The organism is Actinopolymorpha sp. B17G11, from assembly GCF_040196095.1.
Classification (GTDB): Bacteria; Actinomycetota; Actinomycetes; order Propionibacteriales; family Actinopolymorphaceae; genus Thermasporomyces.
This window is the reverse complement of the sequence record NZ_JBEFTW010000018.1, coordinates 66,609-91,545: the sequence shown is the minus strand read 5'-3', so window position 1 is coordinate 91,545 and position 24,937 is coordinate 66,609. Positions and strand designations below refer to the sequence as shown.

19 protein-coding genes and 2 pseudogenes are annotated in these 24,937 nt (G+C 69.1%); 8 read left to right on the top strand and 13 right to left on the bottom strand.

The window, feature by feature from the left end; genetic code table 11:
- Positions 1-85: 85 nt before the first annotated feature.
- From ABN028_RS19130 to ABN028_RS19110, 5 genes and pseudogenes are all read right to left on the bottom strand, one after another.
- Positions 86-646 (bottom strand): class F sortase, encoded by a 561-nt coding sequence (locus tag ABN028_RS19130; protein WP_349697504.1) that lies wholly within the window; start codon positions 644-646, stop codon positions 86-88.
- Positions 647-1,093: 447 nt separating this feature from the next.
- Positions 1,094-1,255: a hypothetical protein gene (locus tag ABN028_RS19125; protein ID WP_349325929.1), complete on the bottom strand. Its 162-nt coding sequence runs from the start codon at positions 1,253-1,255 to the stop codon at positions 1,094-1,096.
- Positions 1,256-1,290: 35 nt separating this feature from the next.
- Positions 1,291-1,935: pseudogene (locus ABN028_RS35410) on the bottom strand (hypothetical protein); the annotation flags it as partial.
- 305 nt (positions 1,936-2,240) lie between these two features.
- The gene (locus ABN028_RS19115; RefSeq protein WP_349697503.1) at positions 2,241-2,966 is read right to left on the bottom strand and encodes an SDR family NAD(P)-dependent oxidoreductase; all 726 of its coding nucleotides are present in this window, start codon (positions 2,964-2,966) and stop codon (positions 2,241-2,243) included.
- 155 nt (positions 2,967-3,121) lie between these two features.
- On the bottom strand, positions 3,122-3,955 hold the full coding sequence (locus ABN028_RS19110) for an isocitrate lyase/PEP mutase family protein (protein ID WP_349697502.1): 834 nt from the start codon (positions 3,953-3,955) through the stop codon (positions 3,122-3,124).
- On the opposite strand from ABN028_RS19110, the gene ABN028_RS19105 reads away from it, so the two are divergent.
- Positions 3,954-5,558, top strand: coding sequence for an AlkA N-terminal domain-containing protein (locus tag ABN028_RS19105; RefSeq protein WP_349697501.1), 1,605 nt, complete (start codon positions 3,954-3,956; stop codon positions 5,556-5,558). The two genes, ABN028_RS19110 and ABN028_RS19105, sit on opposite strands and share 2 nt — an antisense overlap.
- Here the strand turns inward: ABN028_RS19105 and ABN028_RS19100 are convergent.
- Positions 5,527-6,558: a helix-turn-helix domain-containing protein gene (locus tag ABN028_RS19100; protein WP_349697500.1), complete on the bottom strand. Its 1,032-nt coding sequence runs from the start codon at positions 6,556-6,558 to the stop codon at positions 5,527-5,529. The genes ABN028_RS19105 and ABN028_RS19100 overlap by 32 nt on opposite strands.
- A 106-nt stretch (positions 6,559-6,664) precedes the next feature.
- On the opposite strand from ABN028_RS19100, the gene ABN028_RS19095 reads away from it, so the two are divergent.
- The 7 genes from ABN028_RS19095 to ABN028_RS19065 all read left to right on the top strand — a co-directional run bounded on the left by ABN028_RS19095 (position 6,665) and on the right by ABN028_RS19065 (position 17,010).
- Positions 6,665-7,897, top strand: a complete 1,233-nt coding sequence (locus ABN028_RS19095; protein WP_349697499.1) for a YbfB/YjiJ family MFS transporter — start codon at positions 6,665-6,667, stop codon at positions 7,895-7,897.
- 60 nt (positions 7,898-7,957) lie between these two features.
- Entirely contained in the window at positions 7,958-9,703 is a 1,746-nt protein-coding gene (locus ABN028_RS19090) for a glycoside hydrolase family 99-like domain-containing protein (RefSeq protein WP_349697498.1), read from the top strand.
- A 175-nt stretch (positions 9,704-9,878) separates the two neighbouring features.
- The gene (locus tag ABN028_RS19085; protein WP_349697497.1) at positions 9,879-12,737 is read left to right on the top strand and encodes an AfsR/SARP family transcriptional regulator; all 2,859 of its coding nucleotides are present in this window, start codon (positions 9,879-9,881) and stop codon (positions 12,735-12,737) included.
- 190 nt (positions 12,738-12,927) lie between these two features.
- Positions 12,928-13,626: a hypothetical protein gene (locus ABN028_RS19080; RefSeq protein ID WP_349697496.1), complete on the top strand. Its 699-nt coding sequence runs from the start codon at positions 12,928-12,930 to the stop codon at positions 13,624-13,626.
- Positions 13,627-13,818: 192 nt separating this feature from the next.
- Positions 13,819-15,087, top strand: a complete 1,269-nt coding sequence (locus ABN028_RS19075; RefSeq protein WP_349325919.1) for an MFS transporter — start codon at positions 13,819-13,821, stop codon at positions 15,085-15,087.
- 10 nt (positions 15,088-15,097) lie between these two features.
- Entirely contained in the window at positions 15,098-15,610 is a 513-nt protein-coding gene (locus ABN028_RS19070; protein WP_349325918.1) for a nucleoside deaminase, read from the top strand.
- 125 nt (positions 15,611-15,735) lie between these two features.
- Positions 15,736-17,010 carry an erythromycin esterase family protein gene (locus ABN028_RS19065; RefSeq protein ID WP_349697495.1) on the top strand — a complete coding sequence of 425 codons (1,275 nt, stop codon included), beginning with the start codon at positions 15,736-15,738 and terminating at the stop codon, positions 17,008-17,010.
- Positions 17,011-17,042: 32 nt separating this feature from the next.
- Here the strand turns inward: ABN028_RS19065 and ABN028_RS19060 are convergent, their stop codons facing one another.
- The 7 genes and pseudogenes from ABN028_RS19060 to ABN028_RS19030 form a co-directional block, all read right to left on the bottom strand.
- Positions 17,043-18,680, bottom strand: coding sequence for an ankyrin repeat domain-containing protein (locus tag ABN028_RS19060; protein ID WP_349697494.1), 1,638 nt, complete (start codon positions 18,678-18,680; stop codon positions 17,043-17,045).
- Between the two features lie 218 nt (positions 18,681-18,898).
- Complete coding sequence (locus tag ABN028_RS19055; protein ID WP_349697493.1) at positions 18,899-20,305, bottom strand: winged helix-turn-helix domain-containing protein; 1,407 nt, start codon at positions 20,303-20,305, stop codon at positions 18,899-18,901.
- A gap of 149 nt (positions 20,306-20,454) precedes the next feature.
- The gene (locus ABN028_RS19050; protein WP_349325913.1) at positions 20,455-21,255 is read right to left on the bottom strand and encodes a metallophosphoesterase family protein; all 801 of its coding nucleotides are present in this window, start codon (positions 21,253-21,255) and stop codon (positions 20,455-20,457) included.
- Complete coding sequence (locus tag ABN028_RS19045) at positions 21,252-22,163, bottom strand: diacylglycerol/lipid kinase family protein (protein WP_349697492.1); 912 nt, start codon at positions 22,161-22,163, stop codon at positions 21,252-21,254. The genes ABN028_RS19050 and ABN028_RS19045 overlap by 4 nt, the downstream gene beginning before the upstream one ends.
- 266 nt (positions 22,164-22,429) lie before the next feature.
- Complete coding sequence (locus ABN028_RS19040; RefSeq protein ID WP_349697491.1) at positions 22,430-23,011, bottom strand: hypothetical protein; 582 nt, start codon at positions 23,009-23,011, stop codon at positions 22,430-22,432.
- Between the two features lie 120 nt (positions 23,012-23,131).
- Positions 23,132-24,040: pseudogene (locus ABN028_RS19035) on the bottom strand (DUF418 domain-containing protein).
- Between the two features lie 309 nt (positions 24,041-24,349).
- Positions 24,350-24,799, bottom strand: coding sequence for an SRPBCC family protein (locus ABN028_RS19030; protein ID WP_349325909.1), 450 nt, complete (start codon positions 24,797-24,799; stop codon positions 24,350-24,352).
- Positions 24,800-24,937 lie beyond the last annotated feature (138 nt).

Sequence of the window (24,937 nt, the reverse complement as noted above, 5' to 3'; positions counted from 1 at the left end):
CAGCGAGAGCTGATCGATCAGAGCCACGAGATGATCGACCGCACCCACGAACTCGTGCGCGACTCACGACGCCGCGTCGCGCGTCTCACAAAACCCGACTCCTAGTCCTCGCGTCGGTGTGCCCGCTATAGGTGCCCGGTCCCGGCGCGGTCGTCGGCCGCCCCCGACCGCGGGCTTGCACCAGGTACGCGAGGACGATGATGTTGTCCCGGTGGTGGCCGCTGGTGCGGTCGATCGGTCCACCGCAGGTGATGAGTCGTAGAGCAGCATGGTTGGTGTTGCCGTAGACGAGCTGTGTCGGGAATTGGTTCTTCCGATACTGGCGAACGGCGTCTACGGCGAAGACCGCCACGGTGCCGTCAGCACGGGCGATGTGGATCTTGTCGTGTGGCTCCAGATCTCCGAGGCGCCAGAAGATCGACCGTCCGCGAGACGAGTCGAGGTGACCGACGATGACTGCGGGCCCGAGCGAGCCAGGGGTGGGCGAGTACCGATACCAGCCGGCCTCGTCATAATGCGGCCCAGGTGGGGGCACTTCGAGCCGTCCGTCGGCGGTCTGGCCGAGTCGCTGTAGGGGTGAGCGCACGTCGATCGCGGGAATGGCGAGTGCGGTCGGAGCGGATGCCGAAAGGACCGGTCCGATCACCCGTGGCCCGGTCGGCGACGTGCGTGGAGACCGGTTGGGTGCAGCTGTATGCGGCGCCGATGGGCTGATCGGTTCGATGGTCGACAGTGCCGGCTGCGGAGGGTGCTGCTGATATTGGATGACGGCGATGCCGACGCACGCCAGGCCAGACAGCGTGAGAACGGCGGTGACCACCGTGGCGCAAAGGCTACGGTGGTCACCGCCATTCACTATGCGACGTGTCCTCATCCGAAGGAGCGTCACACCCTTCGTCGGGTGGCTAACCAGCGCAGCCGGGCAGCGACCGCCCCGGCCAGCAGCAGACCGCCCGTAAGGGCCAGCAGGCCGCCATCGGGTCCGCCAGCCGTCGAACCGGCACCGGCGTCGACCCCACCGTTGGGAACCCGCGGAACCTGCGAACCGGAACCGTTGTCGCCGCTGTTGTCGCCGCCGTTGTCGCCGCCGTCATCAGGCCCCGGACCAGGACCAGGACCAGGCCCGGGTCCAGGTCCGGGCGGTGGCGTCGGACTCGGCGTAGGCGTAGGCGAAGGCGAAGGTGAAGGTGAAGGCGAAGGTGAAGGTGAAGGCGACGGTGCCGGGGTGATGTTGGTGGTGATGCTGGTGGTGCACGTGACGGTACTTCCGCCGCCGTTCCCGGTGCCGTTGCACTGGTTGATCGAGATTGGGAGAGCCGGGCTGATCGTGGACGGCTCGACTGTGCAGCGTGCGGTCCCACCGCCGCCGTTCGCCGATCCGTTGCACTGGGTGACCGTGGCGCCCGTCGTGGTGGCGGGGAACGGGTCGCAATCCACCGTTCCACCACCGCCGGCGCCGGAGCCGTTGCACTGATTGACCGTCGCCGCTGTTACGGGCTGCGCTCCGGGCGTATCCGCACTGATGTTGTTCGTGATCCTGACATTGCAGGTCGTCGTGTTTCCGCCGTCATTGGCAGAATCGTTGCACTGGAGAACGTCAGTGATGAGATCCGAGGACGAGGTCGTGGTCGAGCCGTTTCCTGGTGGGCACGGATCATTGGCACACTGCCGGCTTACGGTAACCGTCGAGCTGGTGACGCCACCGTTGATCGTGTTGACGACGGTCACGGTGCAGGTAATGGCTACAACCGCGCCGCCGGGGCCGGGCCCCTGGTTGTTGCACTGGTTGACAGCGATGTTGGCGGCGCGGGCTGGAGGTGGCGATATGGCAACCCCCGCGATGAGAAATGCGCTGGTGAGCAGCACTATCGCCGCGGCCAGGCGCCAGACGGGTTGGCAGACTGAGCCCCGGGCAGGGGCGGTCTCAGAATTCATAGGCATGGTCTTTCGGAGAAGGCGTGGAACGTCTCATGAAATCGGGAACGAACCACACATGGACGGCAACGTGCTGTAACTGATCAGATACGGCACGTTAGTGTGGGTCGGTACATTCCGGGACGGACTGAGCCGTTTCTCATTCGTCCGGCGGCCAAGGCTTGTGACCGGGAAACACTGACTCGCAGTGCGTAGCTCGGCGTGCCCACGCGTGCCCTAAGCAGAGCCGAGCAAGGTGGTGGGGGACGGTCAGGCCTGCCCGGGTCCGCTGGCGATGCTGGCCGCGGTCGTCGCGTCGCGGTGAATCAGCCCGCCGGCCAGGGAGCGGGAGGCGTGGGCTGGCGGCCGGAGACGATCTCGTCGACCTGGGTCGCGACGGCTGCCTGCCATTCCGCCGGAACGACCGCGAAGACGCCGTTGTCCACGGCCCGAAGCGCGTCGTCGGCGACCAGCGCGGGCGCGATTCCTTCGGGCGACATGCCGGTCGCGACCAGCGCTGGGCAGATCATGCTCACTCTCACCGGCGTGTCGGCAAGGGCCATGGCGGCGTGCTGGGCGACGGCGGTGACGGCGTGTTTTGACGGGCCGTATGCGCCGCCGCCGGGGAAGACGGCGAGTCCGGCCAGGGATGCGGTGATCAGTACGTGCGCCGGTGCGCGCGCGGCGAGCAACTGCGGGACGAACGCGCGTAGTCCATTGACGACCCCACTGACGTTGACGGCGAAGACCCTGTCCCATTCCTCCGGCGGGACCTCCCAGGGCGCACCCAGCGACGGGCCCACCACACCGGCGTTGAGACAGACGAGGCGCGCCTGCGGAGCTTGCGCGGCGAGAGTGTGCATGGCGGCCGGGTCGGAAACGTCAGTGACGACACCGGTCGCGCCCAGTCGTGCCGCCGTCGTGGACAGCGCGTCCGCGTTGACGTCCGCCAGGACCAGACGCGCACCCCGGGCGTGGAGAGCCTCGGCCAGCGCCTGGCCGATCCCGCTCGCCGCCCCGGTGACGACCGCGGTCAGCGTCTCGGCGGTCATGCGTACCTCCCACAGATCCGGTTGTCGGGCGGTCGTGGCGACGAAGGCCGCCGCTCACCCGGTGCCTCGAGACGCCACCGTCGCACACGTCGCCGCGTCCGAGAGGCGGGAGGTGTCTGGTGTCGCGTCCCCGTGGGCCCTCGACGTCAGGGAACTCAACGATCCGTACGCAGGAGCGCGTTGACGTCGGCGAAGTCCAGAGCGTCCGACAGCGCCGCGTACGTACCTGCCGAGAGGAGTTCCTGCGCACTCCGACGGACGACCGCGTAGGCAGCCTGCGCGATTGCCGAGCCGACGCTGATCCGGGCGACACCGAGGCCTGCCAGTTCGGCGATGGCCGGCGCGCCCGGTCCGGTCATCACGTTCACGGGGACGTCGATCCCGTCGACGAGGGCGGAGACGATCACCGGATCGGTGACGCCAGGGACGAAGATGCCGTCCGCGCCCGCGCCGACATACGCACGGGCGCGGTCCAGTGTCGCGGCGAGCAGGTCGCCCGCCTCGCCGACGGCGGACAGGTAGGTGTCGACGCGGGCGTTGATGAACAGCGGCACCCCCTCGGCGTCAGCGGCCTCTCGTGCCACCGCGATCCGTTCGGACTGAGCGGCAACCGAGCGCAGCGGCCCGGGCCCGCCGTGGTCGGCGTCCTCGAGGTTGACGCCCACCGCCCCGGCGGCGAGTACGCCGCGAACCGTCTCGGCCACGTCTGCCGGCTTCTCGGCGTACCCACCCTCCACGTCGGCGGTGACCGGGGCTCGGACCGCCGCGACCACCCGGGCGATCAGGTCGAGCGCGCGGTCGCGGTCCAAGCGTTCACCATCCGGGACTCCGAGGCCCCACGAGACGCCGGCGCTGGTCGTGGCGACAGCCGCCGCCCCGGCGTGCTCGACGAGCCGTGCGCTGGCGACGTCCCAGGCGTTCGGCAGGACCAGCGGGCGGCCGCGTTCGTGCAGGGACCGGAAGTGGCGAGCAGTGTCGGTGGGTGTCATGACGAGCAGTCAACCGACGTGGCTCTCGTCGGGCTGGCGGAAATCCGACCGGGTGGTCTCCGTAGACCATGATGTCGGATTCCTGCGCATCAACCGCGCGGCCAGCGGCTACGTTGGCCGGGTGCACGCCGACTTCGACCGCTGCGCACGTGCGGTGCGGTCCAAGGACGCCCGGTTCGACGGCTGGTTCTTCACCGCCGTGCTCACCACCGGGATCTACTGCCGCCCGAGCTGTCCGGTGGTGCCGCCCAAGATCGCGCACATGAGGTTCTATCCCACCGCAGCCGCCGCACAACAGAACGGCTTTCGTGCCTGCAAGCGCTGCCGGCCCGATGCGAGCCCAGGATCCCCGCAGTGGAACGCCCGCGCCGATGTTGTGGCGCGGGCGATGCGCCTGATCGCGGAAGGCGTCGTCGACCGCGACGGTGTACCCGGCCTCGCCGACCGGCTGGGGTACAGCACCCGGCACATCGAGCGGCAACTCCGTGCCGAGCTCGGCACCGGTCCGCTCGCGCTCGCCCGCGCCCAGCGTGCCCAGACCGCGCGGATCCTGATCGAGACCAGCACTGTGCCCATGGGCGACGTCGCGTTCGCGGCAGGTTTCGCGAGTATCCGCGCGTTCAACGACACCGTCCGAGAGGTCTTCGGTCTCGCTCCGACCGAGCTCCGGCGGCGCGCAGCAGGCGGGCGTCGCGGAGCCACGCCCGGACTGCTCTGCCTACGGCTGCCGTACCGGACGCCGTTGTGTCCCGACAACCTGTTCGGACATCTGGCGGCGACCGGGACGCCCGGCGTCGAGGAGTGGCGGGACGGCGCCTACCGCCGCACCCTCCGGCTTTCGCATGGCCACGGCGTCGTGTCGCTGCGGCCTGAGCCCGACCACATCGGTTGCCGGTTGGCGTTGACCGATCTGCGAGACCTCTCGCTCGCGATCGCCAGGTGCCGGTGGCTGCTCGACCTCGACGCGGACCCGACGGCGGTCGACGAGACGTTGCGGGCCGATCCGGTGCTCGCACCCAGGGTCGACGAGAATCCTGGACGCCGGGTGCCGCGCACCGTCGACGGTGCCGAACTCGCCGTCCGGGCGGTGCTGGGTCAGCAGGTGTCGACCGCCGCCGCACGCACCCACGCGGGGCGGCTCGTCGCCGCCTACGGCGAGCCGGTCAGTGATTCCGGAGGCGGTCTGACACATCTGTTCCCGAGCATCGAGGCACTGGCGTCGTTGGACCCCGCCGCACTCGCGTTGCCGGCCAGCCGGCGTAGGACTCTCACGACCCTGGTGGCGGCTCTCGCCTCGGGTGCGCTCGACCTCGGCCACGGCAGCGACTGGCAGCAGGCCAGGGCCCACCTGGCTGCGCTGCCGGGCTTTGGGCCTTGGACGATCGAGACCATCGCCATGCGCGCGCTGGGCGACCCGGACGCCTTCGTACCCGGAGATCTGGGTGTACGCATTGCGGCCGGCAACCTCGGCCTGCCAGCGACACCTGCCGCGCTCACGAGGTACGCGGCAGCGTGGCGCCCGTGGCGTTCGTACGCCGTGCAGTACCTCTGGGCGACCGGTGACCACGCGATCAATCGGCTGCCGTCCGGTGCGGTGGCGTGATGGCGGCATCCGCGGCGCGGAAGGTTCGGCGATAGGCGCCGGGGGACGTGCGCATGGCCCTGCCGAAGTGATGTCGGAAGGTCACGGCGGTCTCGAATCCGACGGCGGCGGCGATCTCCTCCACGGCGGCGTCGGTGGTTTCGAGCAGGCTGAGGCTGGACTGGACCCGCTGTGCGATCAACCAGCGGATGGGTGTCGTCCCGGTGCAGCGAGCGAAGTGCCGCAGGTAGGAGCGTTCCGACATCGTTGCGCGACGCGCCAGGTCGGGCAGCGTGATGCGGGTGTGCAGGTGGTGCAGGGCCCAGGCCATGCTGGCGCTCACCCGGTCGTCGTCCAGATCGGCGGGCACTGGTTGTTCGATGTACTGCGCCTGCCCGCCGGGTCGGTGTGGAGCCACGACGAGTCGGCGCGCGATCGCATTGGCGATGGCCGGGCCGTGGTCCTTGCGGACCAGATGGAGACACAGGTCGAGCCCGGCGGCGCATCCCGCACTCGTGAGGACGTCGCCGCCGTCGACGTAGAGCGGCCTCGGATCCACCTCCACGAGGGGGTACAGGCGGCGTAGGTCGTCGGCGTAACTCCAGTGCGTGGTAGCCCGCCGGTGATCGAGCAGCCCGGCCGCCGCGAGGGCGAAGGCGCCCGAACAGATCGACACGATCCGGGACCGGCGTCGGTGCGCCTGGCGTAGCGCGGAGATGAGGTCGGGGGAGGGGTCAGGAGGTAGGGGCTTGACGCTCGGGATGATCACCGTGTCGGCCTCGATGAGTGCGTCCAACCCGTGCGGCGACTGGAGCGTCGCCCCGCCGACCATGCGGACGGGCTCGCTGCCTTCGGTGCAGATGGTCAGCGTGTACGCAGGCATGTCGATGTCCGGCCAGCTGAGGCCGAACACCTCGGTGACGATGCCCGTCTCGAACGCGGACATTCCGTCATAGGCGAGCACCGACACCGAACTCGATGCTTCCCCAGCCACGTTCGACACTGCCCCGGCCACTGGCATGGCGAAACCTTAGCGAAGAGTGTCGTCAGCGCCACTCGTCGATCGGTCGTTCGAGATCGACCATCGAGGAATGCGCCTGCGCCTGACCGGTACCTGGTTCTCGCCGATGAGCCTTCGACCCGACCGCACCCCGGTCACCGCTGTCACGACTGCCGGGGTGGCGATGATCGGTGTGGCGTACGGCTTCGCCCGTTACGGGTCCGGGTTGTTCCTCCCCCAGCTCCGCGCGGAGTTCGGGTTCTCGGTGACCCAGGCGGGTCTGATCTCCAGCGCCACCTACGTCAGCTACCTGGCGGCGTTGGTGATCGTCGGCGTCACCGTCGCACACGTCGGCCCACGCCCCCTCATCGTCGCGGCTGGGCTCTCGGCCACCACCGGGCTGGTGCTGGTGGCGACGGCATCGGGACTGGCGCAACTCGTGGTGGGACTGGTGCTGGCCGGCGCCAGCTCGGGACTTGCCTGGGCGCCCTACTCCGATGTCGTCCAGGCCCTCGTTCCCGAGAGGTCCAGGGAGCGGGTCCTCGGCGTACTCCCCTCGGGGACGGCCTGGGGAGTCCTCCTCGCTGGGCCGTTGGCGCTGCTCACGACTGGCCCGGGCTGGCGCGTCTCCTGGTGGATCTTCGCCGCGACGGCGTTCCTCGTGACGGTGTGGAACGCCTTCCTGCTGCGCCGCGTGACATCTCCCCGCCAGGCCAGGACGTCCGGGCGAGCGAGCCCGAGATGGTTCCTGCCAGCAGCGGCCGCACCGCTCTACCTCACGGCCCTCTCCTACGGAGTCACCGGCGCGGTGTACTGGCTGTTCGCCGTCCAGGCCGTCGCCGACGCCACCCGCGCGGGTGCCGCGACGCCTGCGCTGCTGTGGACGCTGATCGGCCTGTCGGGGATCGCCGGAGCATTCACCGGAAACGTGATCGAGCGGATGGGTCTGCGGGCGACCCACACCGTGCTGCTGTCCGTCATCGCCGGCGCGATCGCGCTCTTGGCGATGGCGCCCGAGCACCTTGTGGCGATCGCTGTATCAGGCTCGCTGTACGGAGCGACGTTCATGGCGATCTCCGGCCTGCTCGCGGTCTGGAGCTACCAGGTCTTCCCACAACGACCGGCGACCGGGTTCAGCGTGACGGTGTTCTTTCTCGGCATCGGGACCATCGTGGGCCCGGCGACGCTCGGTGCGGCGGCCGGCGGTCACGGCCTTCCTGCCGCTCTCCTGGCGACCGCCGTGGTCGCGGTCCTCACACTCCCGTTTCGTCCCGCCGTCCGACGTGCACCTGCGCGCCTCGGGCCGAGGACGTCCACGCGGGTGCCATCGTCAAGACATCGCTTCGAGATCGAGATGTGAACGCCGCATGGTGCACTGCGACATGTGGACGTTCTGAGGAGCCGTCGTCGTGTCGGGTTGATGCGCTTGGCCGGGTCGTTGTCGTTCGCCGTCGTTGCCGTTCTGGCGTGCGCCGGCATGACCTCGTCGGCGGTGGCTCTGCCCCATCGTGACGCCGCCGACGGGTTCGGCGCTTCGGCCACCTCGGACGTCGCTCCGGTCGGCGGGTCTGCTGAGGCCAAGGTGACGGACCCGGTTCCCCTGCTCGAGCTTCGTACCGGCGGGGGTGCGGACGCCGGTTGGCTGTGGACGCTGTCGGCACGGGAAGCCGCGTCGGCGGTGACGCAGCACGGCATGGTGCAGCAGGACACCCGCCTGGGCTATCTCCGACGTCAGAAGTTCACCGGCTCGCACCCGATCTACCGGCTGCGGCTGATATCGCGTGCGGCGTACCTGCTCACCGCCTCGCCCACGGAACGCGCCGCGCTCGTGGCGTCTGCGGACTTCGTCGACGAAGGCGTCCTCGGCTATGCGGCAAGCATCCGGCAGCCGGGCACGTCGGCGCTCTGGCGCATGTCCAACGGCACCGAGTGGCGGGTCGTACCTGAATCCCGGCGCGAGGAGTTCACCGGACGCGGCTACGCGACCGACGGCCCGCTCGGTTACGTACGTCCCACCTATCACCGGGTGGGTGCGATCTATTTCGCGACCTGGGACGCACACGGAAACCAGGGGATCATCGACAACTCCGAACTCGTCTACGGCCGACGAGACTGGTGGGGAGGCGTCAAGGACTTCGCCGGCCACGACGCACCGCAACGCACCTGGCACTGGAGTGACGAGGACTGGTCAGACCTGAAGCCGTCGATCGGCTATTACGACGACTCTGACCCGGAGACGCTGGAGAAGCACGTCGCACAGGCGAAGGGCGCCGGGCTCGACCACTTCTCGTTCTACTGGTACTGGAACCCCGCCGGCGTCGGCGACGAGAACTATGTGACTGGACTGCGGGCTTTCCTGCAGGCACGCAACCGATCCGACATCGACTTCGCCGTCATGCCGTGCCTGCACCCCTGGGGCGACGGCTCGACATCTCTCCAGCTTCCAGCTGGTCAGATCGACAGGGCTGCGCAGGTCCTTGTTGACGAGTACCTCGCTCAGCCGAACTACCTTCGCGCCAACGACGGTCGCCCCATCCTCGAGATCTGCGACACTCGCGGCATCGGATCGGGATCGGCGGAGGGCAGCGACCTTCCGGCCGTGCGGCAGTTCACCGATGCGGTCCGAGCCAGGGCAAAGGCCAAGCTGGGCGAGGATGTCCTCATCCTGAGGAACTCCGATCTCGGGCTCGATGACACCGCTGCCGGCATCGACGGCCAACAGTGCCAGGGACAGTTCGACTCCAGCAGGTCCTACCCGCGCTACGTCGACAACCAGCGGGCCTTCTTCGCAAGCAGGCCAGGCATCCTGGTCCGCTGCGCCACCTCCCACTTCGACGAGCGACCGAGGATCGCCATTCAGATACCCGATCCGCAGCCTGCCACGGACGAAAGTCTCGAGGCGGCGTTCCGGTGGTATCCGGACCAGTCCCTCGCCGAGTTCCGGCGGCTCCTCGGATTCGTTCAACAGGACATGGCGGAGTCCACGCGCCCGCAGCTCGTCGACAACATGGTCCTGCTCTACGCCTGGAACGAATGGCACGAGGGAGGCTACGTCGAACCCAACGTGAAGGACGGCTGCGGCTACCTCAACGCGGCTCGCGCCGCATTCCAGTTGCGCGGTTCCGGATGCGTCACGAACCCGCCCTTGCCGACCCGCACTCCATAGCGGGCGGGGCCTCTGGGGCACCCGGCGTCCTTGGCATCGGGTTCTGTCAGGTCGCTCACGATCTCCTCGAGGAACCCCGCCCGTGCTGAGAACGGGACTTCCTCCTCTGTCGAGAAGCCCTGTCATACTGATGGTGGCAACTCACGAGGAAAGTGCTTGGTATCCGGGAGCTCGGGTGGAAATCGGTCTGCTGGGTCCGCTCGAACTGCGCATCGGAGATCGTGTCGTTTCCCTGTCGAGGCGGTTGCGCTGCCTGCTCGGGGCACTGGCTCTGTCGGCAGGTCGCCCGGTCTCGGTCGAAGTTCTGGCTGACTACGTGTGGGGCGAGGACCTTCCGGTTCGCGTGCGGGGGAGTCTGGCCACCTACGTGCTGCGCTTGCGCCGGATCCTTGGCGACGATGCGATCGTCACGCTTCCGGACGCCTATGTGCTGGCGGTCCAGCCGAATCAGGTCGACGCCCTGCGCTTTCTCGACCTCGTGGACGCCGCCGCGAGAGTCGGCGACGAGGTGCGGGAGCGCAGGCTGCTGGCAGAGGCCCTGGACCTGTGGCGCGGCCCGGCGCTCGAGGGGTTGGGTCCCGTGCTCGAGAGCACGGAGCGGCCGCGGCTCACAGAGCGGCGCCTGCTGGCATGGGAACGACGTATCGACCTCGACCTCGCGGCGGGCGATGCCGCGGTGTTGGTCGGTGAACTTCGTGAGCTGACCGTCCGCTACCCGTTGCGTGAGTCGTTCTGGGCCCGCCTGATCAACGCTCTTCGTGCCTCCGACCGTCACGCGGAGGCGCTGGAATGTTACGAGGAATGCAGGAAGGCGCTCGCGGAGGAGCTCGGCACCGATCCCGGCGCCGAACTGCAGCGGCTCTACGGCGACATGCTGAACGCGGGTGCGGGCACCTCGGAGGGTATGGCCACGCCCTCCGGGGCGGACACCTCGGCCGGCATGGAGGCGTCCGCGAACTCCGCGAACTCCGCGACCGCCGAGGGCCCGTCCTCGCCCCGGTCGCAGGTCCCGCCCGAACGTCCTCGCCAGATCCCCGCGGACTCGACGCGGTTCGTCGGCCGTGAGCCGGAGCTGGCCCTCCTGGATGCGTTGCTGGCCGAGCGTGGGTCCGCGTCGCGAGCGCCGACCTGCGTGGTGGCGATCGACGGGCCGGCCGGGGTGGGCAAGACGACACTTGCGGTGCACTGGGCACATGGGGTTGCCGACCGTTTTCCAGATGGTCAGCTCTTCCTCGACCTCCACGGATACTCCGCCGAGCGACCGGTCTCGCCACCGGCCGCGCTGGCTGGGCTCCTGCGTACTCTCGGGGTCGCGGCGGGGGAGATCCCTGGCACTGTCGACGAGCGGGCGGCGCTGCTGCGGACCAGGCTCGCGGGGCGCCGGATGCTGGTGGTGCTGGACAACGCCCGCAGTGCCGAGCAGGTACGCCCGCTGCTACCCGGCACCGGCTGTCTCGTCGTCGTGACCAGCCGCAACCAGCTCCGTGGGCTGGCGATCCGTGACTCGGCACATCGGGTGACCCTGCGACCGCTACCGTCTGACGAGGCCGCGGTCCTGCTGGGCACCGCCATCGGCCAGGAGCGGATCACCGCGGAGCACGACGCCGTACGCAGTTTGGTCGAGCTGTGCGGACGCTTTCCGCTCGCGGTCCTGATCGCTGGTGAGCGCGTCTCCCGGCACCCCGACCTGCCGCTCGCCGACCTGGTGGCAGAGCTGCGCGACCGGCAGCGCACGCTCGACGCTCTCGGCGATGCGGACGATGTGGCGAACGACCTCCGAGCGGCCTTCTCCTGGTCCTATGACGCGCTCGACGACGCCGTGGCGACAATGTTCCGCCGCCTCGGCCTGCACCCCACCGGCGAGGTCAGCCTGGCGGCCGCGGCCTCGCTCGTCGGCGTGGATACCGATCACGCGGCCAGGTGGCTGGACCGGCTGGTGGCCGTGCACCTGGTCGAACATCGGGCCCGGGATACGTACCACCTTCATGATCTGGTGCACGCCTACGCTCGCGAATTGGCTGACCGGCACGATGGCGTGACCGAACGCCGTGACGCCATCCAGCGCGTCCTGGACTGGTACCTCCACTCCGCCGCCAGCGCCGCCGTACTCCTGCGTCCCGCGGTCCGCGGTCTGGTCGTCGACGAGGAGCGGAGCGCGGCCGGCGGCCAGGCGTTCGCCGACTACGACGACGCGCTGCGCTGGCTCGAGGCGCAGCGCCCCACGTTGTCGGCTGTCGTGATGTACGCCCACGACCATGGCTGGCACGACCACGCGTGGAAGTTGGCCTGGCTGCTGAGCACCTTCCTCGCGCTGCGCAGTTACTACGACTGTTGGCTGATGACCGCCCGTGCCGGGCGCGACTCGGCCCGGTGTCTCGACGATCCGGACGCCCGATACCGCTCGGCGAACAACCTCGGTCGGGTATACGGCACGCTCCAGGAGTTCGAGGAGTCCACCCGATATCTCCATGAGGCGTTGGAGATCTGCCGTACGATCGGCGACACCGACGGCGAGTGGGCCATCCTTGGAAACCTCGGTGTCAACGCGTGGGACAACGGCGACTTCGCCGCCTCGATCGACTACCACGAGCAGGCACTCGAGGCGTCCGAACGAGCAGAACGGCCGGAAGGCCGGGCGACAGCCCTCTACAACCTGGCCACGAGCTATGCGGCGCTGCGCGACTACGGCCGGGCCGCTGAGTACGCCGGCGAGGCGGAAGCGTCGTTCGAGGCGATCGGCGAACACCGGAGAGCGGCGAACGCCACCGCGACCCTCGCCGAGATCCATCAGCTGCGAGGCGCTCACACCGAGGCGCTGGACTACGGCCGCCAGGCCCTGACCCGGCTCCGACAACTCAGAGACGACTACGCGATCGCGGATCTGCTGACCGCGCTCGGTCGAGCCCACCTGGCACGTGGCGAACTCCAGGCCGCTCGCCAGATGTGGGATGAAGCGCATGCCATCTTCGCTCGGCTCGATCATCGGCGTACGCTCGAGGTCAGCACATTGCTCGCCGACCTCGCCTCGGCGTGATTCGCCCGTCACGGCAACAAACTGGACCAGCTTCCTTGCACGACAAGGGGGTTCGCTGTCGTATCGATCACGACAACTCTGTCGCTCTGACAGGTCGTCGGCATCGTTATGGCATCGCCGTGCGTCCATCATCGGCAATGCTGCCTATCGAAACATTGGCGATCTACCACGCGCGAGAAGGAGCCTGACGGTGAGTGAAGTGGAAACGCGAAAGTACACGGGAGCCTTCGGAATTGTTGCCAGCCTGCTCATCATCGTGCAGGTGCCGCTGTACTTCATCTACCCGGCGGCACCGCCGGACTGGAACATCCTCACCCGGAGCCTGGTCGGCATCACCGGTTGCACGCTCTTCCTCGTGTTCTTCACCGGGGTTCGCCAGATCGTGCGCCAGGTCGATGCCGGCTATGAATGGGTCGGCTCCGTTGCACAGGTCGCTGGCCTCGTGTGGGTGGCCATGGTCTTCGTACCGCAGTCGATGGAGGTCGGCGCCGCCATCTCGGTCGACCGCGACATCGACACGACCACGGAAGGCCCTTTCGCGGCGGCGCAGTATCTCATGCAGGGTGGCATCTCCAGACTCCTCATGGCACTCTTCGCCATCGCGTTCGGATTCGCCGTACTTCGGCTCGGGCTGTTGCCGAAATGGGTGGGCCGCACGGCGTATGTGCTCGCAGCGGTCAACCTGACCTTTCTTCCCGCCGTCTACTTCGGTGACGATGCCGCCGACTTCTACAGCGCGCAGGGCTGGGGGACCACGGCGAGCATGGGCGCCCTGTGGAGCATCTGGACGCTTGCCGTGAGCATCAGCATCGCGCGGAGCGCGGGTCGAGTCGAGGCGGCAACGATCACGGGAGCCGAGCGCGAACATGCAGAGCATGCCACCGCGTAGGAAGACTCTCACCCACCTGAACACCTGATACCTACCGCCGCTGACCAACCGGTGGAGGAAGGCAGGGGAAGTCGTTTGTCGCCGCTTCCCCGCCGCCGCTAACATGACGCGCCATGAACTCCTAGTCAAGGTCCTGAGCCGACCCGACTCGCAGCTGGGCTGTGCCCTCTCTTTGCGTGGGAGTTCAACGTCATGCGACCGACCTGGTGGGGGCGACCGCGACACGATCGCGGGCGCACGCTGACCGGCAGCAGGCTCGTCACCCTGTTCCTCTGCTGGATCGGCGCCCGCGCCGTGCTCCACAACGGCTGGTGGCTCGTCGTGAGCCTCTACATGGTTCTCGACGCAGGGCTTTCCCCCGCGCAGCTCCTGGCGATCGCCGCGGCCCAGGGTGTGGCGTCGATGATCTTCGAACTGCCCGCCGGGGTAGTGGCGGATACCGTCAGCCGCAAGCGGGCGATCGTGGTGGCGCACGCCCTCATGGGTACGGCGATGATCACGACCGGATTGTTCCCAGACTTCATCCCCCTGATGCTGTCGCAGATGCTCTGGGGCATCTCCTGGACATTCTCCAGTGGGGCGGACGTCGCATGGATCACCGATGAACTCGACCAACCCACGAAGATTCACCTGGTTCTGACCCGACAGGCGCGCTGGCAACTCATCGGCGCGGCTGTCGGCATCATTGCGGTGGGCGGCCTGGCGTCGGTTGCCGGACGCCAGATCGCCATTGTCATGGCGGGCGCAGCGATGCTCGTCCTGGGCACTTTCGTCGCGGCGACCTTTCCGGAGCGGAATTTCGCGCCCGTCCGTACCAGGCGATGGCAGGCGTCGATGGCAGTCGCCCGCCGGGGTGTGGGCCTCGCGGTGCGGGATCGCACCATCCTCGCTCTCGTGGTGGTGACCGTTCTGGTCAACGGCGCCGCCGATTCGTTTGGGCGGATCTATCCCGTCCAGCTGAACGACCTGGGCTTTCCCACAGGCAGCTCAGGAACCGCGTGGTTCACCACTTTGGGAATCGGCGGCCTGCTCACCGGTGCGCTCTCGCTCTACGCGGTGGAAAGGCGTATCCACAGTGAGCATGGCGCCCGCGGAGCAATGGTTCTGGCGTGCTCGGCGGGTGTGCTCAGTCTTGGCCTGCTGGGGCTTGCGCCCAATCTTTCGCTCGCCGTCGCAGCCGTTCTTGCCGCCTCTGGCATCGCCATGCCTCTGGTCCGAACGGTGACGACGATCTGGGTGAACCGTCGCACCTCGAGCGACGTGCGGGCCACCGTGCACTCGTTCCTTGCACAGGCGGAGTATGTGGGAGAAATCATCTGCGCCTCGATCCTCGCGGCGGTCTCCGGGCTTACCGGCGCGTCCGGTGCGATCACGCTGGCAGCAGGCCTGTTCGCCGTCAGCGTCGCGGTGATTGTCGGCCGCCGTCCACGCAGGAAGAGCGCGCCGCGACGCCACTGCTAGCCTGCCGGACATGGGGCCTGCAGACCGACAACCTGGTCAGCTCACCGAAGAAGACCGTCGCTTCCTACGCCGCTGCGTCGATCTCGCGCGGGAGTCCCTGGAGGCCGGCGACGAGCCGTTCGGCTCACTCCTCGTCGACGACGAGGGAGTCGAACGGTTCTCGGATCGGAACCGGGTCAAGGACGGCGATGCCACGCGCCATCCGGAGTTCGAGATCGCGCGGTGGGCGGCGGCGAACCTGTCACCTCGGCAGAGGCGTGGGAGTGTCGTGTACACCTCCGGTGAGCATTGCCCGATGTGCAGCGCCGCCCACGCCTGGGTCGGACTCGGACGGATCGTCTACGCCTCCAGTTCCGCACAACTTGTCGCCTGGCGACAGGGCTGGGGCGCGGCACCCGCGCCCGTGAGCGCCCTCCCGGTCAACGCGGTCGCCCCCGACGTCGAGGTAGCCGGACCGGACCCGCTGCTCGCCGACGAGGTGCGCGCCCTGCACGCGAAGATGCTGGGCGTCGCCGAAAGCTAATGCCCGTCGCCGGTTCGCGACCCGATCTCACTGTGATGTCGGGGCAATGTCACACCATGGTGTTCGGCACGAAAGTGGTGTCGCCGCCGAGGTCGTACCGGATGACTTGTTCTAGCCTGGGCAGCATGTCTTCTGGACACGGCGCTTTCGCCGGCTGGCTACGTACCCATGTCACTCGGCTGGATTCCCTTGACCCCCACGGCCCGCTGGACGATCTGGAGCCGCTGCGCGAGCTGGTCGGCGACGCCCGGGTGGTCGCGGTCGGTGAGAGTGCGCACTTCGTCAGTGAGTTCACCTGTGCACGGCAGCGCATCGTGCGTTTCCTTGTGGAACGTTGTGGCTTCTCCGCCTTCGCTTTCGAGTTCGGGTTCAGCGAGGCGTTCGGCGTCGACCGGTGGGTGCAAGGCGAGGGAGCCGAGGCGGACCTGTCGCGGGTGAGCGAGGCGGCAAGCGCCTGGGGAGCTGGAAACCTGATGCGCTTCCTGCGTGACCTGAGCACCCGCAAGGGCCATCCGGTGCGGTTCCTCGGAATCGACATTCCCGAGGCCGGCGGTTCGTTGTTGCCTGCCCTGCTGCCGGTCGCTGACTACCTGCGTGACGTCGACGTCGAGATCGTGCCGTTGGTCGAATCCGCCATCGCGACCGCGGAACGGTTCGCCGGCAAGTCGGGCGCATCGGCAGCACCGGCCTGGGCGAAGCTCGAGCCTGCCGAGCAGGACGGCCTCACCGCAGCCCTGACCCGGCTGCTGCTGCGGTTCCGGGCGCTGCGACCGTTGTATGTCGAACGCAGCAACCCCTACGACTACGACGTCGCGCTGCACCGGCTCGAAGCGGCCGGGCATGCCGACTACATGCTGCGCGCGATGACCGGACTGTTCGCCGGCACCGGACTGCCGGGCGACCTGTCGATCAGGGACCGCTACATGGCCGAGTCGGTCCGCTGGCACCTGGACCACTCCGGGCCCGGCACCCGGATCGTGCTTGCCGCGCACAACAACCACATCCAGAAGACACCCGTGGCCTACGGCGGCGTGCTGACCACACTGCCGATGGGACAACACCTCGACCGGATGCTCGGCACGAACTACCTGGCGCTCGCGGTCACGAGCACCGCCGACCACACCCCGGACATGCAACTGGACGCGACGTCAGCGGTCGGATTCACCGTCGTCGACATGCCGCTCGAGGCCCCTGATCCGGGCAGCATCGAAGCGGCCGCGCTGGACGCAGGCGTCCACCTCGGTCTTGCCGATTTCAGACAGGCACCTGTCGAAGCGGTCCGGGGACTTGACCGCATCCGCAGCCAGAGCGCATACATGCACACACCGGTGGCTGAGGCATTCGACGGCGTGATGGTGATCCCCACTGTCACCATCGAGGATGTCCTTCCGGGGGAGTGACCACCATGCCGGCGGCCTGACCGGTCGCACGGTCAGGTGTCGTACTGGTCGAGAAGCTCCATGACGGCGGTATGTCCATGCGCGAGGGCGATGTCGCGCAGCCCGCGCCCCTCGGAGTCGCGGACCGAGCGGTCGGCACCGCGCTCGACCAGGAGTCGGGCGGCATCGACCTTGCCGTGGGCGACGGCGTACGCGAGCGGCGTCCACGCCAGGTCGAACGACGGCGTGCCGTCTCCGGGGATGAACTCGCCGAGCGCCCGGTCCAGCGCCGGTGGGTCGTCCGCGAGGACCTCGGTGACGCGGTCCAGTCGGTCGAAGGCGATCGCGTCGATGATGTCGACCGGCCCGTCGAGGATCAGGTCGCGGATCTCGGTGTGGCCGGCATAGTCGGCCCAACCGACGGGCGTGGCGAGATACTTCTCCTCGCGTACGGTACGGCTCGCGCCGTGCCGGAGCAGGACGCGTACCGCCGGCAAATTGCCCTGGAACGCGGCGCCGTGGAGAGCGGTGTAGCCGTTCGTACCGTCGACGGCGGTCTGCGGACTGTCACGGACGTCCACCGAGGCACCACGCCGGATCAACGCATCGATGACCTCCCCGGACGCGCGCCCGCTCGCCCGGAGGACGAGTCTCTCCCAGCGGCCTCCTGGTCGCAGGCAGCCCGGGTCCTCGCGCAGCAGTCGATCGACGTCGGTCACCCGGCCGAGCCCGACCGCGGCGGGCAACCGGACCACCGCGCCACGCTCGACCAGCAGGTCCGCGAGGTCCCGGGCACCGCTCAGCGCGGCCTGGTCCAGCGGTGTCAGCCCGGCCGCGTCCTGGGCCTCCGGGTCGGCGCCGAGGCCGAGCAGGGTGGTGAGTGCCCTGGCCTGTCCTTTGGCGACGGCAAGGTGCAACGGTCGGCGGTGGTGGTTCGTCGCGTCCATCGGACGTTCGAGGTCGGCGGGATCGCGGGCCACTAGGTCTCGGATGGCGTCGGTGTCGCCCATGGCGACGGCGGTGTGGATGGTGTGCCGCGCCCCGTGCGCGAGGAGGTAGCCGGCGACATCCGGGTGGTACGCGTGATCGAAGCACGTCGCCCACCCCAGGGCAGTGAGCTCGTGGAACGTGCCGTCACCGGTGGGGTCCGCGCCATTCTCGACAAGCAGTCGTACGACGTCGAGGTCGCCGCGTTCGGCGGCGAAGTGCAGCGCCGTGGCGTTGTCACCCTCGTCCCGGACGTCGGGGTCGGCGCCGTGGTCGAGCAGCAGCCTGACGACCGGCTCGTGGGCGACCCCGAAATGCAGCGCCGTACGCAGGCCGGACTGACCCAGGGCACCGCGCTCGTCGACGAGGTGAGGGTGGGTGTCGAGGATCTGACCGACCAGTTCGACGTCGCCCTTACCGGCCGCGAGGAGCAGTGCGGGTACGACGTCGGCCTCGCCGGCCGCTGGTCGGTCACCGTGTCGGCGGGACAGTTCCGCCGTCAGCTCCGCCCAGCCGGGGAATCCGTACTCGCGGGCGATCGCCTGTTGCACGTGGCGCAGCCCGGGGTGGGCGGGGGCGTGGGGGTGGGCCCGGACGAATCGGGCACGCGCGTCTGGGTCGTTCGCGCGGAGCGTCCTGAGCCACCGTTTCGCCTCCCTCTTCAGGCCGGCGAGGGAGCTTCGGGACGTGAGGTTCCTGGTCATGGAAACCTTCCTCCAGGTACGTGCCTGAAGTCCGCTGAGTCAGGCGAAGAAGAAGGTTCGGAAACGCAGCACCATGACGATGGGCGGGAGTAGGACTCCCTTGCCGCGGACAGGAGGCGCCCCAGAGCGCGCTGACACGGACTCTCGCCCATACCTCGCCAGGGTGTCAACCCCGGCTGGGCGGCAGTTCCGAGTAGACGAGTGCCAGGGCGTGTGGGTCACGTGCCTCGAGAATGATGTTCTTCAGGCGACCGATCATGGGCTTTCTCCGTTCGTCTCCTCGGCATGCTGATCGCGCGCGAGAGTGCGGGGGCGAGGTCGCCGCGTTCGCTCACGAGTACGCGGTCGAGTGTGAGCCAGTCCGCCATCGCCCGGAGTTCCTCGGCGAGCTCGGCGGATGTTTCGTCTTCACGTACTCCTGGTTCGCCGAACGCCGCCTGGACGAGCAGGGCGGACTGCTGGCGGTCGGCCTTCAGGTCGACGCGGGCGACCAGCCGATCACCGAGCAGGAAGGGGAGTACGTAGTAGCCGTGGGTACGTTTGGCGGCCGGCGTGTAGATGCTGATCCGGTAGTGGAAGTCGAAGAGGCGCAGGGCGCGGTCCCGGTCCCAGATCAGGGAGTCGAACGGCGACAGCAGGGCCCGCGCGGTCACCCGCCGCGGCATCCGGGCCTCGGTCCAGAGGTACATCCGCTGGGCCAGCCCGTCGACGCGTACCGGTGCGAGCTCGCCGGTCTCGACGAGCTCAGCGATACGTGCCTTTGCCTGGTCCCGGGACAGGTCGAAGTAGGTACGCAGTTGTTTCTCGGTGGCGATGCCCTGCGCGCGGGCGGCGATGCGGACGAGCTCCCGTTGGGCGTCCGTCGGATTCGGCGCCGGCGCGTTCAGGACGGCGGCGGGAAGGACGCGTTCGGTGCGGTCGTAGATGCGTTCGAAGCCATTCCGCGTGGCCGTCGTGACGGCGCCCGTGCAGAAGAGCCATTCGAGAGCGATCTTGGCGTCCTGCCAGTTCCACATCCGGCCGCCTTCGGCTGTGGGGCCGCTGCTCCGTCGGCCGTCCGGGCTGGCGGCACCGGCGGCGATGGCGCCGTGGGCGGTGACCCGGTCGAGCACCTCGTGGACCAGGCCGGGTCGCTCGAGGGTCAGCCGCGTCATCCCTTCGATGACCGCCCAGGGCGCGATGATGTCGTCGTCCCAGGTGGTCGCGTAGTCCGGTGGCGGTCGGCCGGGGACCCGGGCGGAGGTCCAACCGTCCCAGACCCACCGCTGCGCGGCCTCCATCCGCCAGCGCACCAGGGGGTACGTCTGCAGGGGGAGCAGCGATGCGGCGTGGCCCCAGTACTCGAACAGCGCCCGCCGGCGCCCCGACCCCCACGCCATCTGGTCCAGCAGGTCCCGTGGATAGGGGCCGAGCCGGGCGAAGACGGGAAGGTAGTGCGAGCGGCACAGGACGTTGACCGAGTCCAGCTGCAGGACGCCCACCCGGTCGATCACCCGGCGCAGGTGCCGGGCGTCCACCCGACCCGACGGCCGCGGATCGGCGAACCCCTGCGCCGCGAGCGCGATCCGGCGGGCCGTCTCGACCGTGATCTGCTCGGGTGGCCTCCCTCGAACCTGGCTCTCCATGCTGCCGCCTCACCTGCCTCCGACGCCTTGGCGTGGATGTGGCCGAATTCAAGGCCATGCGACCGCCGGGCCACAACGGCTGGACGGTAGTGGGCCATCCTGACACCCCCTGTCAGGGGCCTCCTGGCAGCGGGGATGGAGGGCAGGGGTCAGGCGGCGCGCCATCCATCGCTGTCGCGGACGTACCGGCTGCGGTCGTACGCCTCGAACCCCGCTTCGACGCATCGCAGCATCGTCACGGTCAGTCCGGCCTCGTCGGCGTCGATCAGGTTGTAGCCGTTCGGTTCGCCCTTGAGCCGGTTGGAGAACGCGGTCCCGGCCTGCGCCACGACCATGCCGGCGACCACGCCGCTGTATCCGAGATGGACGTGGCCGCCGAGCAACAGGTCCGCCCTGTGCCGCAGGCGCCGGAGCGCGAGCGCCGATCCGCCGACCATCCCGCGGGACCGTCCGGCCGTCGTCAACAGGAACGGGTGGTGCGCCACGACCACCCGCAGGTCGCCGGGCGCCGCGGCGTCGAACGCCTCCTCGATGGCGGCGACCTGCCGGGCGCTGATCCGGCCCCGGGACCAGTCCGGGTGGGGTCCCCAACGGCGGGCCGTGTTGACGCCCACGGCGGCGAGCCCGTCGGCGGTGAGGGAGACCGCCGCGTTCGGGTCGGTGGCCGTGATGTGCCGGCGCCACCGCCGCCACGGCCGCGCGAACCGGGACCACACCCGCCATCCCGGCAGGTCGTGGTTGCCGCAGACGACCAGGGCCGGCGCCGGCAACTCGTCCAGAAAGGCCTTCGCGGCCGCGAACTCCCGTTCCCGCGCACGCTGGGTGAGATCACCGCAGACCGCCACCACCGTCGGGCGCGCCGCCCGCAGGTCGTCGAGCAGCACCTCGGCGATCCGCGGGATCTCGCGACCGAAGTGCAGATCGGAGATCTGTGCGATGCGTACGGTCATGATGTCGCGGTACCGGGAGCGAGGACGGCAAGGCCGCGTGGCTGGATGTCGTAGCGCAGGGGCATCTCCAGTTGGACGATCTCCCCGTCGTTCATCACGCTCATCATCCTGAGCCGCGACGAGACCACCTGCACGGTCTCGCCTTCGTACGTACGCAGTCGACGGTCGGTGAGCCAGGTTCCCGTGGGCACCTTCGCCGCTATGCCGAGAAGGTCCCAGCGGGTCCGGTCCCGGGTGACGTAGACGACGAGGCGACCGGTGTCGAGGTGGTCCCTGTGTGGTGGTCCCGGCCGCGGGGTCAGGGGGTTGTTCGACACCACCATCGCCCTCGTACGCACGAGATGCTCATGCCCGTCGACGACAACGGCCAGTCGCATCCGGGGGTACCGCCGCCAGATCCGGATCGCACGCGCCCACAGCCGGAGCAGCGACAGTCCGATCGTCCCGCGGGACCGTTCGCGGATCCGGCCCAGGTGCGGCATGATCGCCAACGCCGAACTGCACAGGAACACCTGGCCGTTGACCCGTGCCACGTCGATCAGCTTGACCGGTGCGGCCAGGAGGGCGTCGACGGCGGCGTCGGTCTCCTCGGGGATGCCCAGGTCGCGCGCGAGCAGGTTCATGGTCCCGGCGGGTAGCACACCGAGTGGTACCCCGCTGCCCGCCGTGTATTCGGCAACCGACCGAATCGTCCCGTCCCCACCGGCGACGATCACGGCATCCGGCTGGTGGGCAAGCAGCGCGCGGACGTCCTCGGGTAAGGTCGCCGGCTCGAACGCCTGGAGCTCCGCGACGATGCCCCGCCTCGCGAACAGGTCGGCCAGGCGATCCTCGACGGGTTCCGCCTCCGCAGAACCCGACGCCAGCGCACCCGAACGTGCGTTGTAAACGACCGCGATCCTGCGCACGTCTGGCAGTCTATGCAGGCTCTCTCGCCAGCGACGCGACCGACAGTTCGCGGCTCTGGGGACGCCGGCCGCGTGACTGGGCCTATGAGCAGGAACCCTTCCAGCAGCCGCTGTACGACGCCACGCTTGCCGCGCTCGCGCCCCTTGCCGGGGTGGAGTTGCTCGACGTCGGCTGTGGGTCCGGCCTGGCCCTCTCACTCGCCGCCGCCCAGTGCGCGCGGGTGTCCGGGCTACCTGATCGGGATCACGCCGTCGCCCCGGCTGCTTTAGCCCAGGGCCGTCACGAGCACGATCACCAACGCCAGGGCGGTGTCGAGCACAAGACAGAACTCGGCCATGGAACGGGCCACGACCCGGTTGGTCCGGTGGTGATGGGCGTCCCAGGCCGCGTGCCCGAGGAGCCCGGCAGCGACAAGGTATCCGCCCAGATCTGCGTTGATGAGCATCGCGACCACTGCGGCGGCGCCGAAGCCGAGCAGGGCGATGCTCTGTAACGGCAGCCCGTACGTGGGGCGGATCGCGCCGCGCAGCAGTCCGAAGATCGCGAGGGCGACACCGCCGCCGAGCAGGATCCAGGTGGCATCGACGCGGACGTCGAGGAGCTTCGCCAGGGTGATGACGACGACCGTGGCGAAGAACATCGGCCACGCTGCGGCCGGCTTCCGTAGTGCCGCCGCGCCGATGTAGACCACGGCGGACGCGGCGAGGACGGGTGCCAGGTCGACGCCGCTCGCCAGATCGAAGGCGACCAGGGCGGCGAAGCCGACTCCCGCCAGGGCGGGCCAGCGGCGGCGTAGTGGGCCATGGGTACTGGAACCTGGTGGCGCCGTGGGCTTGGTCTCGGTCATCGTGGTCCCCAAACCTCGAGCAGTGCTGTCCCGCATACCATAGGGGGGTATGGTGGCAGGCGCAAGTGACCCCCGGGTTCAGCGCGTCGCCTGTTGGCGACTCGAGCGGGCGAGATCCCTTCAGGGGCGGCGGTAGACGAGCCGGCGAAGCACGACCTCGAACGGCCCACGCTGGCCGGCCCGGCGCATCAGGTCGGCGACGACGACGGTCATCGCCCAGGTGCAGATGGCGAGGACGGAGGTCACCGTGACACCGACACGGGTACCGAGGTCGAGCAGAAACGGCATGAACGCGACGTACCACACCAACGACTACAGCAGATAGCACGTCAGCGACCGCTGCCCGGTGGCCGCCAGGGCGTTCACGAGAGGGCCACGCCGCTCACCCAGGCGTACGGCGAACAGCGCGATCGCCGCGGCGTAGCCGAGCCCGCCGGCGTAACCGGTGAGAGCGTGCAGCGTGCCACTGGCGAAGACGGCCGGGTTGCTGATCGGCAGCAGGTCGGCAGTCTGCAGCGCCAGGGGGAGCCCGCCGACCGCCGCGACGGTGATGCCGACAGCCGCGGTCCGGCGCAGCAGCCGAAGGTGGCGCTCGGGCTCCTCGAGGATCCGTCGTCTGGCCGCCCACGCGCCGAGCAGGACCGCTCCGGCGGCGGTGACGGCGATGACCGGCCCGCTGAAGAGGATCATGAGGGCGCGGTAGCCCATCGCGACCAGCGGGTCGTCGATGGTGGCGAGCATCATGGGTCCCGCGAACTGTTCGGCGCTCTCGTCGACCGGCAGTGAGAAGAGTCCGTAGACCAGCGACCCGAGGGTCAGCCAGACCGCGAGGCGGATCGCGAGGCCGCGCCCCTGTGCGCGGAGGGAGCCGACGAGGACGACGGCGATCAGGCCGTACGACGTGAGGATGTCGCCGTAGAACAGCAGCGTGGCGTGCAGCACGCCGAACACCACCAGCCACCAGCCGCGACGGCGCAGCAGTTTCCGGGTCTGTGGCCAGTCGAGCCCTGCGCGTTCCTGCTTGCGCATGATCTGGACCAGGCCGTAGCCGAACAGCGCGGCGAACATCGGGTACGAACGGCCGTCGACGAACACGGTCAGCACGGCCGACACGGTGGCGTCGAGTGCGCTGCCCCCGCCAGCGTGGGGATGGGCCCGGACGTTCCAGCCGCCGAGATGGAGGAACGTGTGGGTGTTGGCGAGGGCGATGAACAGCAGCATGAAGCCACGGGCGAGGTCCGGCGCGAGCGAGCGCGCCGCGAGTGCGGTGGGACCAGCCGCCCGCGGTGGCGTGGGTGAGGCGTGGACGGCGGCGGAACTGTCGACCATGGAAGCACCCTAGGGGGACGGGTACGCCGTGAGTACGGTGCCGAACCTGCGGAGCGCGAGGGCGAAGAAGGGCTGCGACGCGCGGGCGAGCAGGGTGGGAACGCCCGGAACGCGGCCGAGTAGCGGCCCCGGGTCAAGGTCCTCACGCCACGTCACGCGGCACCGGTCGCGGCCCAGCGGCTCGACCGCGAACGTGCCGGTTCCGCGGAGCCACCGTCCTTCGTGGAGTGTGACGCACCTGCGCGGTGGTTCCCAGGCGACGACCCGCATCGGGTCGGCCACGTGCAACGGGCCGAAGCCCGTCACCGCCTCCAGCCGGGTGCCGATCCCGTGCGTCGGGCCGGGAAGCATGCGTACGGTCGTCGCCGGCATCCACTCACTCTGCCGTTCCCAGTCGACGAGGAGCGACCACGCGCGCTCAGCCGGCGCCGCGATCTCGCGTGTTCCGACGATGACCACACCGGCGAGCCTAGGGCGTATCTGACGATGCCGCTCGGTGCAAGAGCGCGGCCGGCGCAGGAATAGTTCGGCCTCGGTCGGGCGACGAGCCTTGTCGTAGATAGTTACCTCTGCTTGTCTCTTGTCGTCAGAATTTTC

What these genes read in the sequence shown, in the direction of transcription:
- ABN028_RS19115 (WP_349697503.1), bottom strand. Translation starts at nt 2,966, where the DNA reads ATGACCGCCGAGACGCTGACCGCGGTCGTCACCGGGGCGGCGAGCGGG.
- ABN028_RS19105 (WP_349697501.1), top strand. Translation starts at nt 3,954, where the DNA reads ATGACGAGCAGTCAACCGACGTGGCTCTCGTCGGGCTGGCGGAAATCC.
- ABN028_RS19110 (WP_349697502.1), bottom strand. Translation starts at nt 3,955, where the DNA reads ATGACACCCACCGACACTGCTCGCCACTTCCGGTCCCTGCACGAACGC.
- ABN028_RS19100 (WP_349697500.1), bottom strand. Translation starts at nt 6,558, where the DNA reads ATGCCAGTGGCCGGGGCAGTGTCGAACGTGGCTGGGGAAGCATCGAGT.
- ABN028_RS19095 (WP_349697499.1), top strand. Translation starts at nt 6,665, where the DNA reads ATGAGCCTTCGACCCGACCGCACCCCGGTCACCGCTGTCACGACTGCC.
- ABN028_RS19090 (WP_349697498.1), top strand. Translation starts at nt 7,958, where the DNA reads ATGCGCTTGGCCGGGTCGTTGTCGTTCGCCGTCGTTGCCGTTCTGGCG.
- ABN028_RS19075 (WP_349325919.1), top strand. Translation starts at nt 13,819, where the DNA reads ATGCGACCGACCTGGTGGGGGCGACCGCGACACGATCGCGGGCGCACG.
- ABN028_RS19070 (WP_349325918.1), top strand. Translation starts at nt 15,098, where the DNA reads ATGGGGCCTGCAGACCGACAACCTGGTCAGCTCACCGAAGAAGACCGT.
- ABN028_RS19065 (WP_349697495.1), top strand. Translation starts at nt 15,736, where the DNA reads ATGTCTTCTGGACACGGCGCTTTCGCCGGCTGGCTACGTACCCATGTC.
- ABN028_RS19060 (WP_349697494.1), bottom strand. Translation starts at nt 18,680, where the DNA reads ATGACCAGGAACCTCACGTCCCGAAGCTCCCTCGCCGGCCTGAAGAGG.
- ABN028_RS19055 (WP_349697493.1), bottom strand. Translation starts at nt 20,305, where the DNA reads ATGGAGAGCCAGGTTCGAGGGAGGCCACCCGAGCAGATCACGGTCGAG.
- ABN028_RS19050 (WP_349325913.1), bottom strand. Translation starts at nt 21,255, where the DNA reads ATGACCGTACGCATCGCACAGATCTCCGATCTGCACTTCGGTCGCGAG.
- ABN028_RS19040 (WP_349697491.1), bottom strand. Translation starts at nt 23,011, where the DNA reads ATGACCGAGACCAAGCCCACGGCGCCACCAGGTTCCAGTACCCATGGC.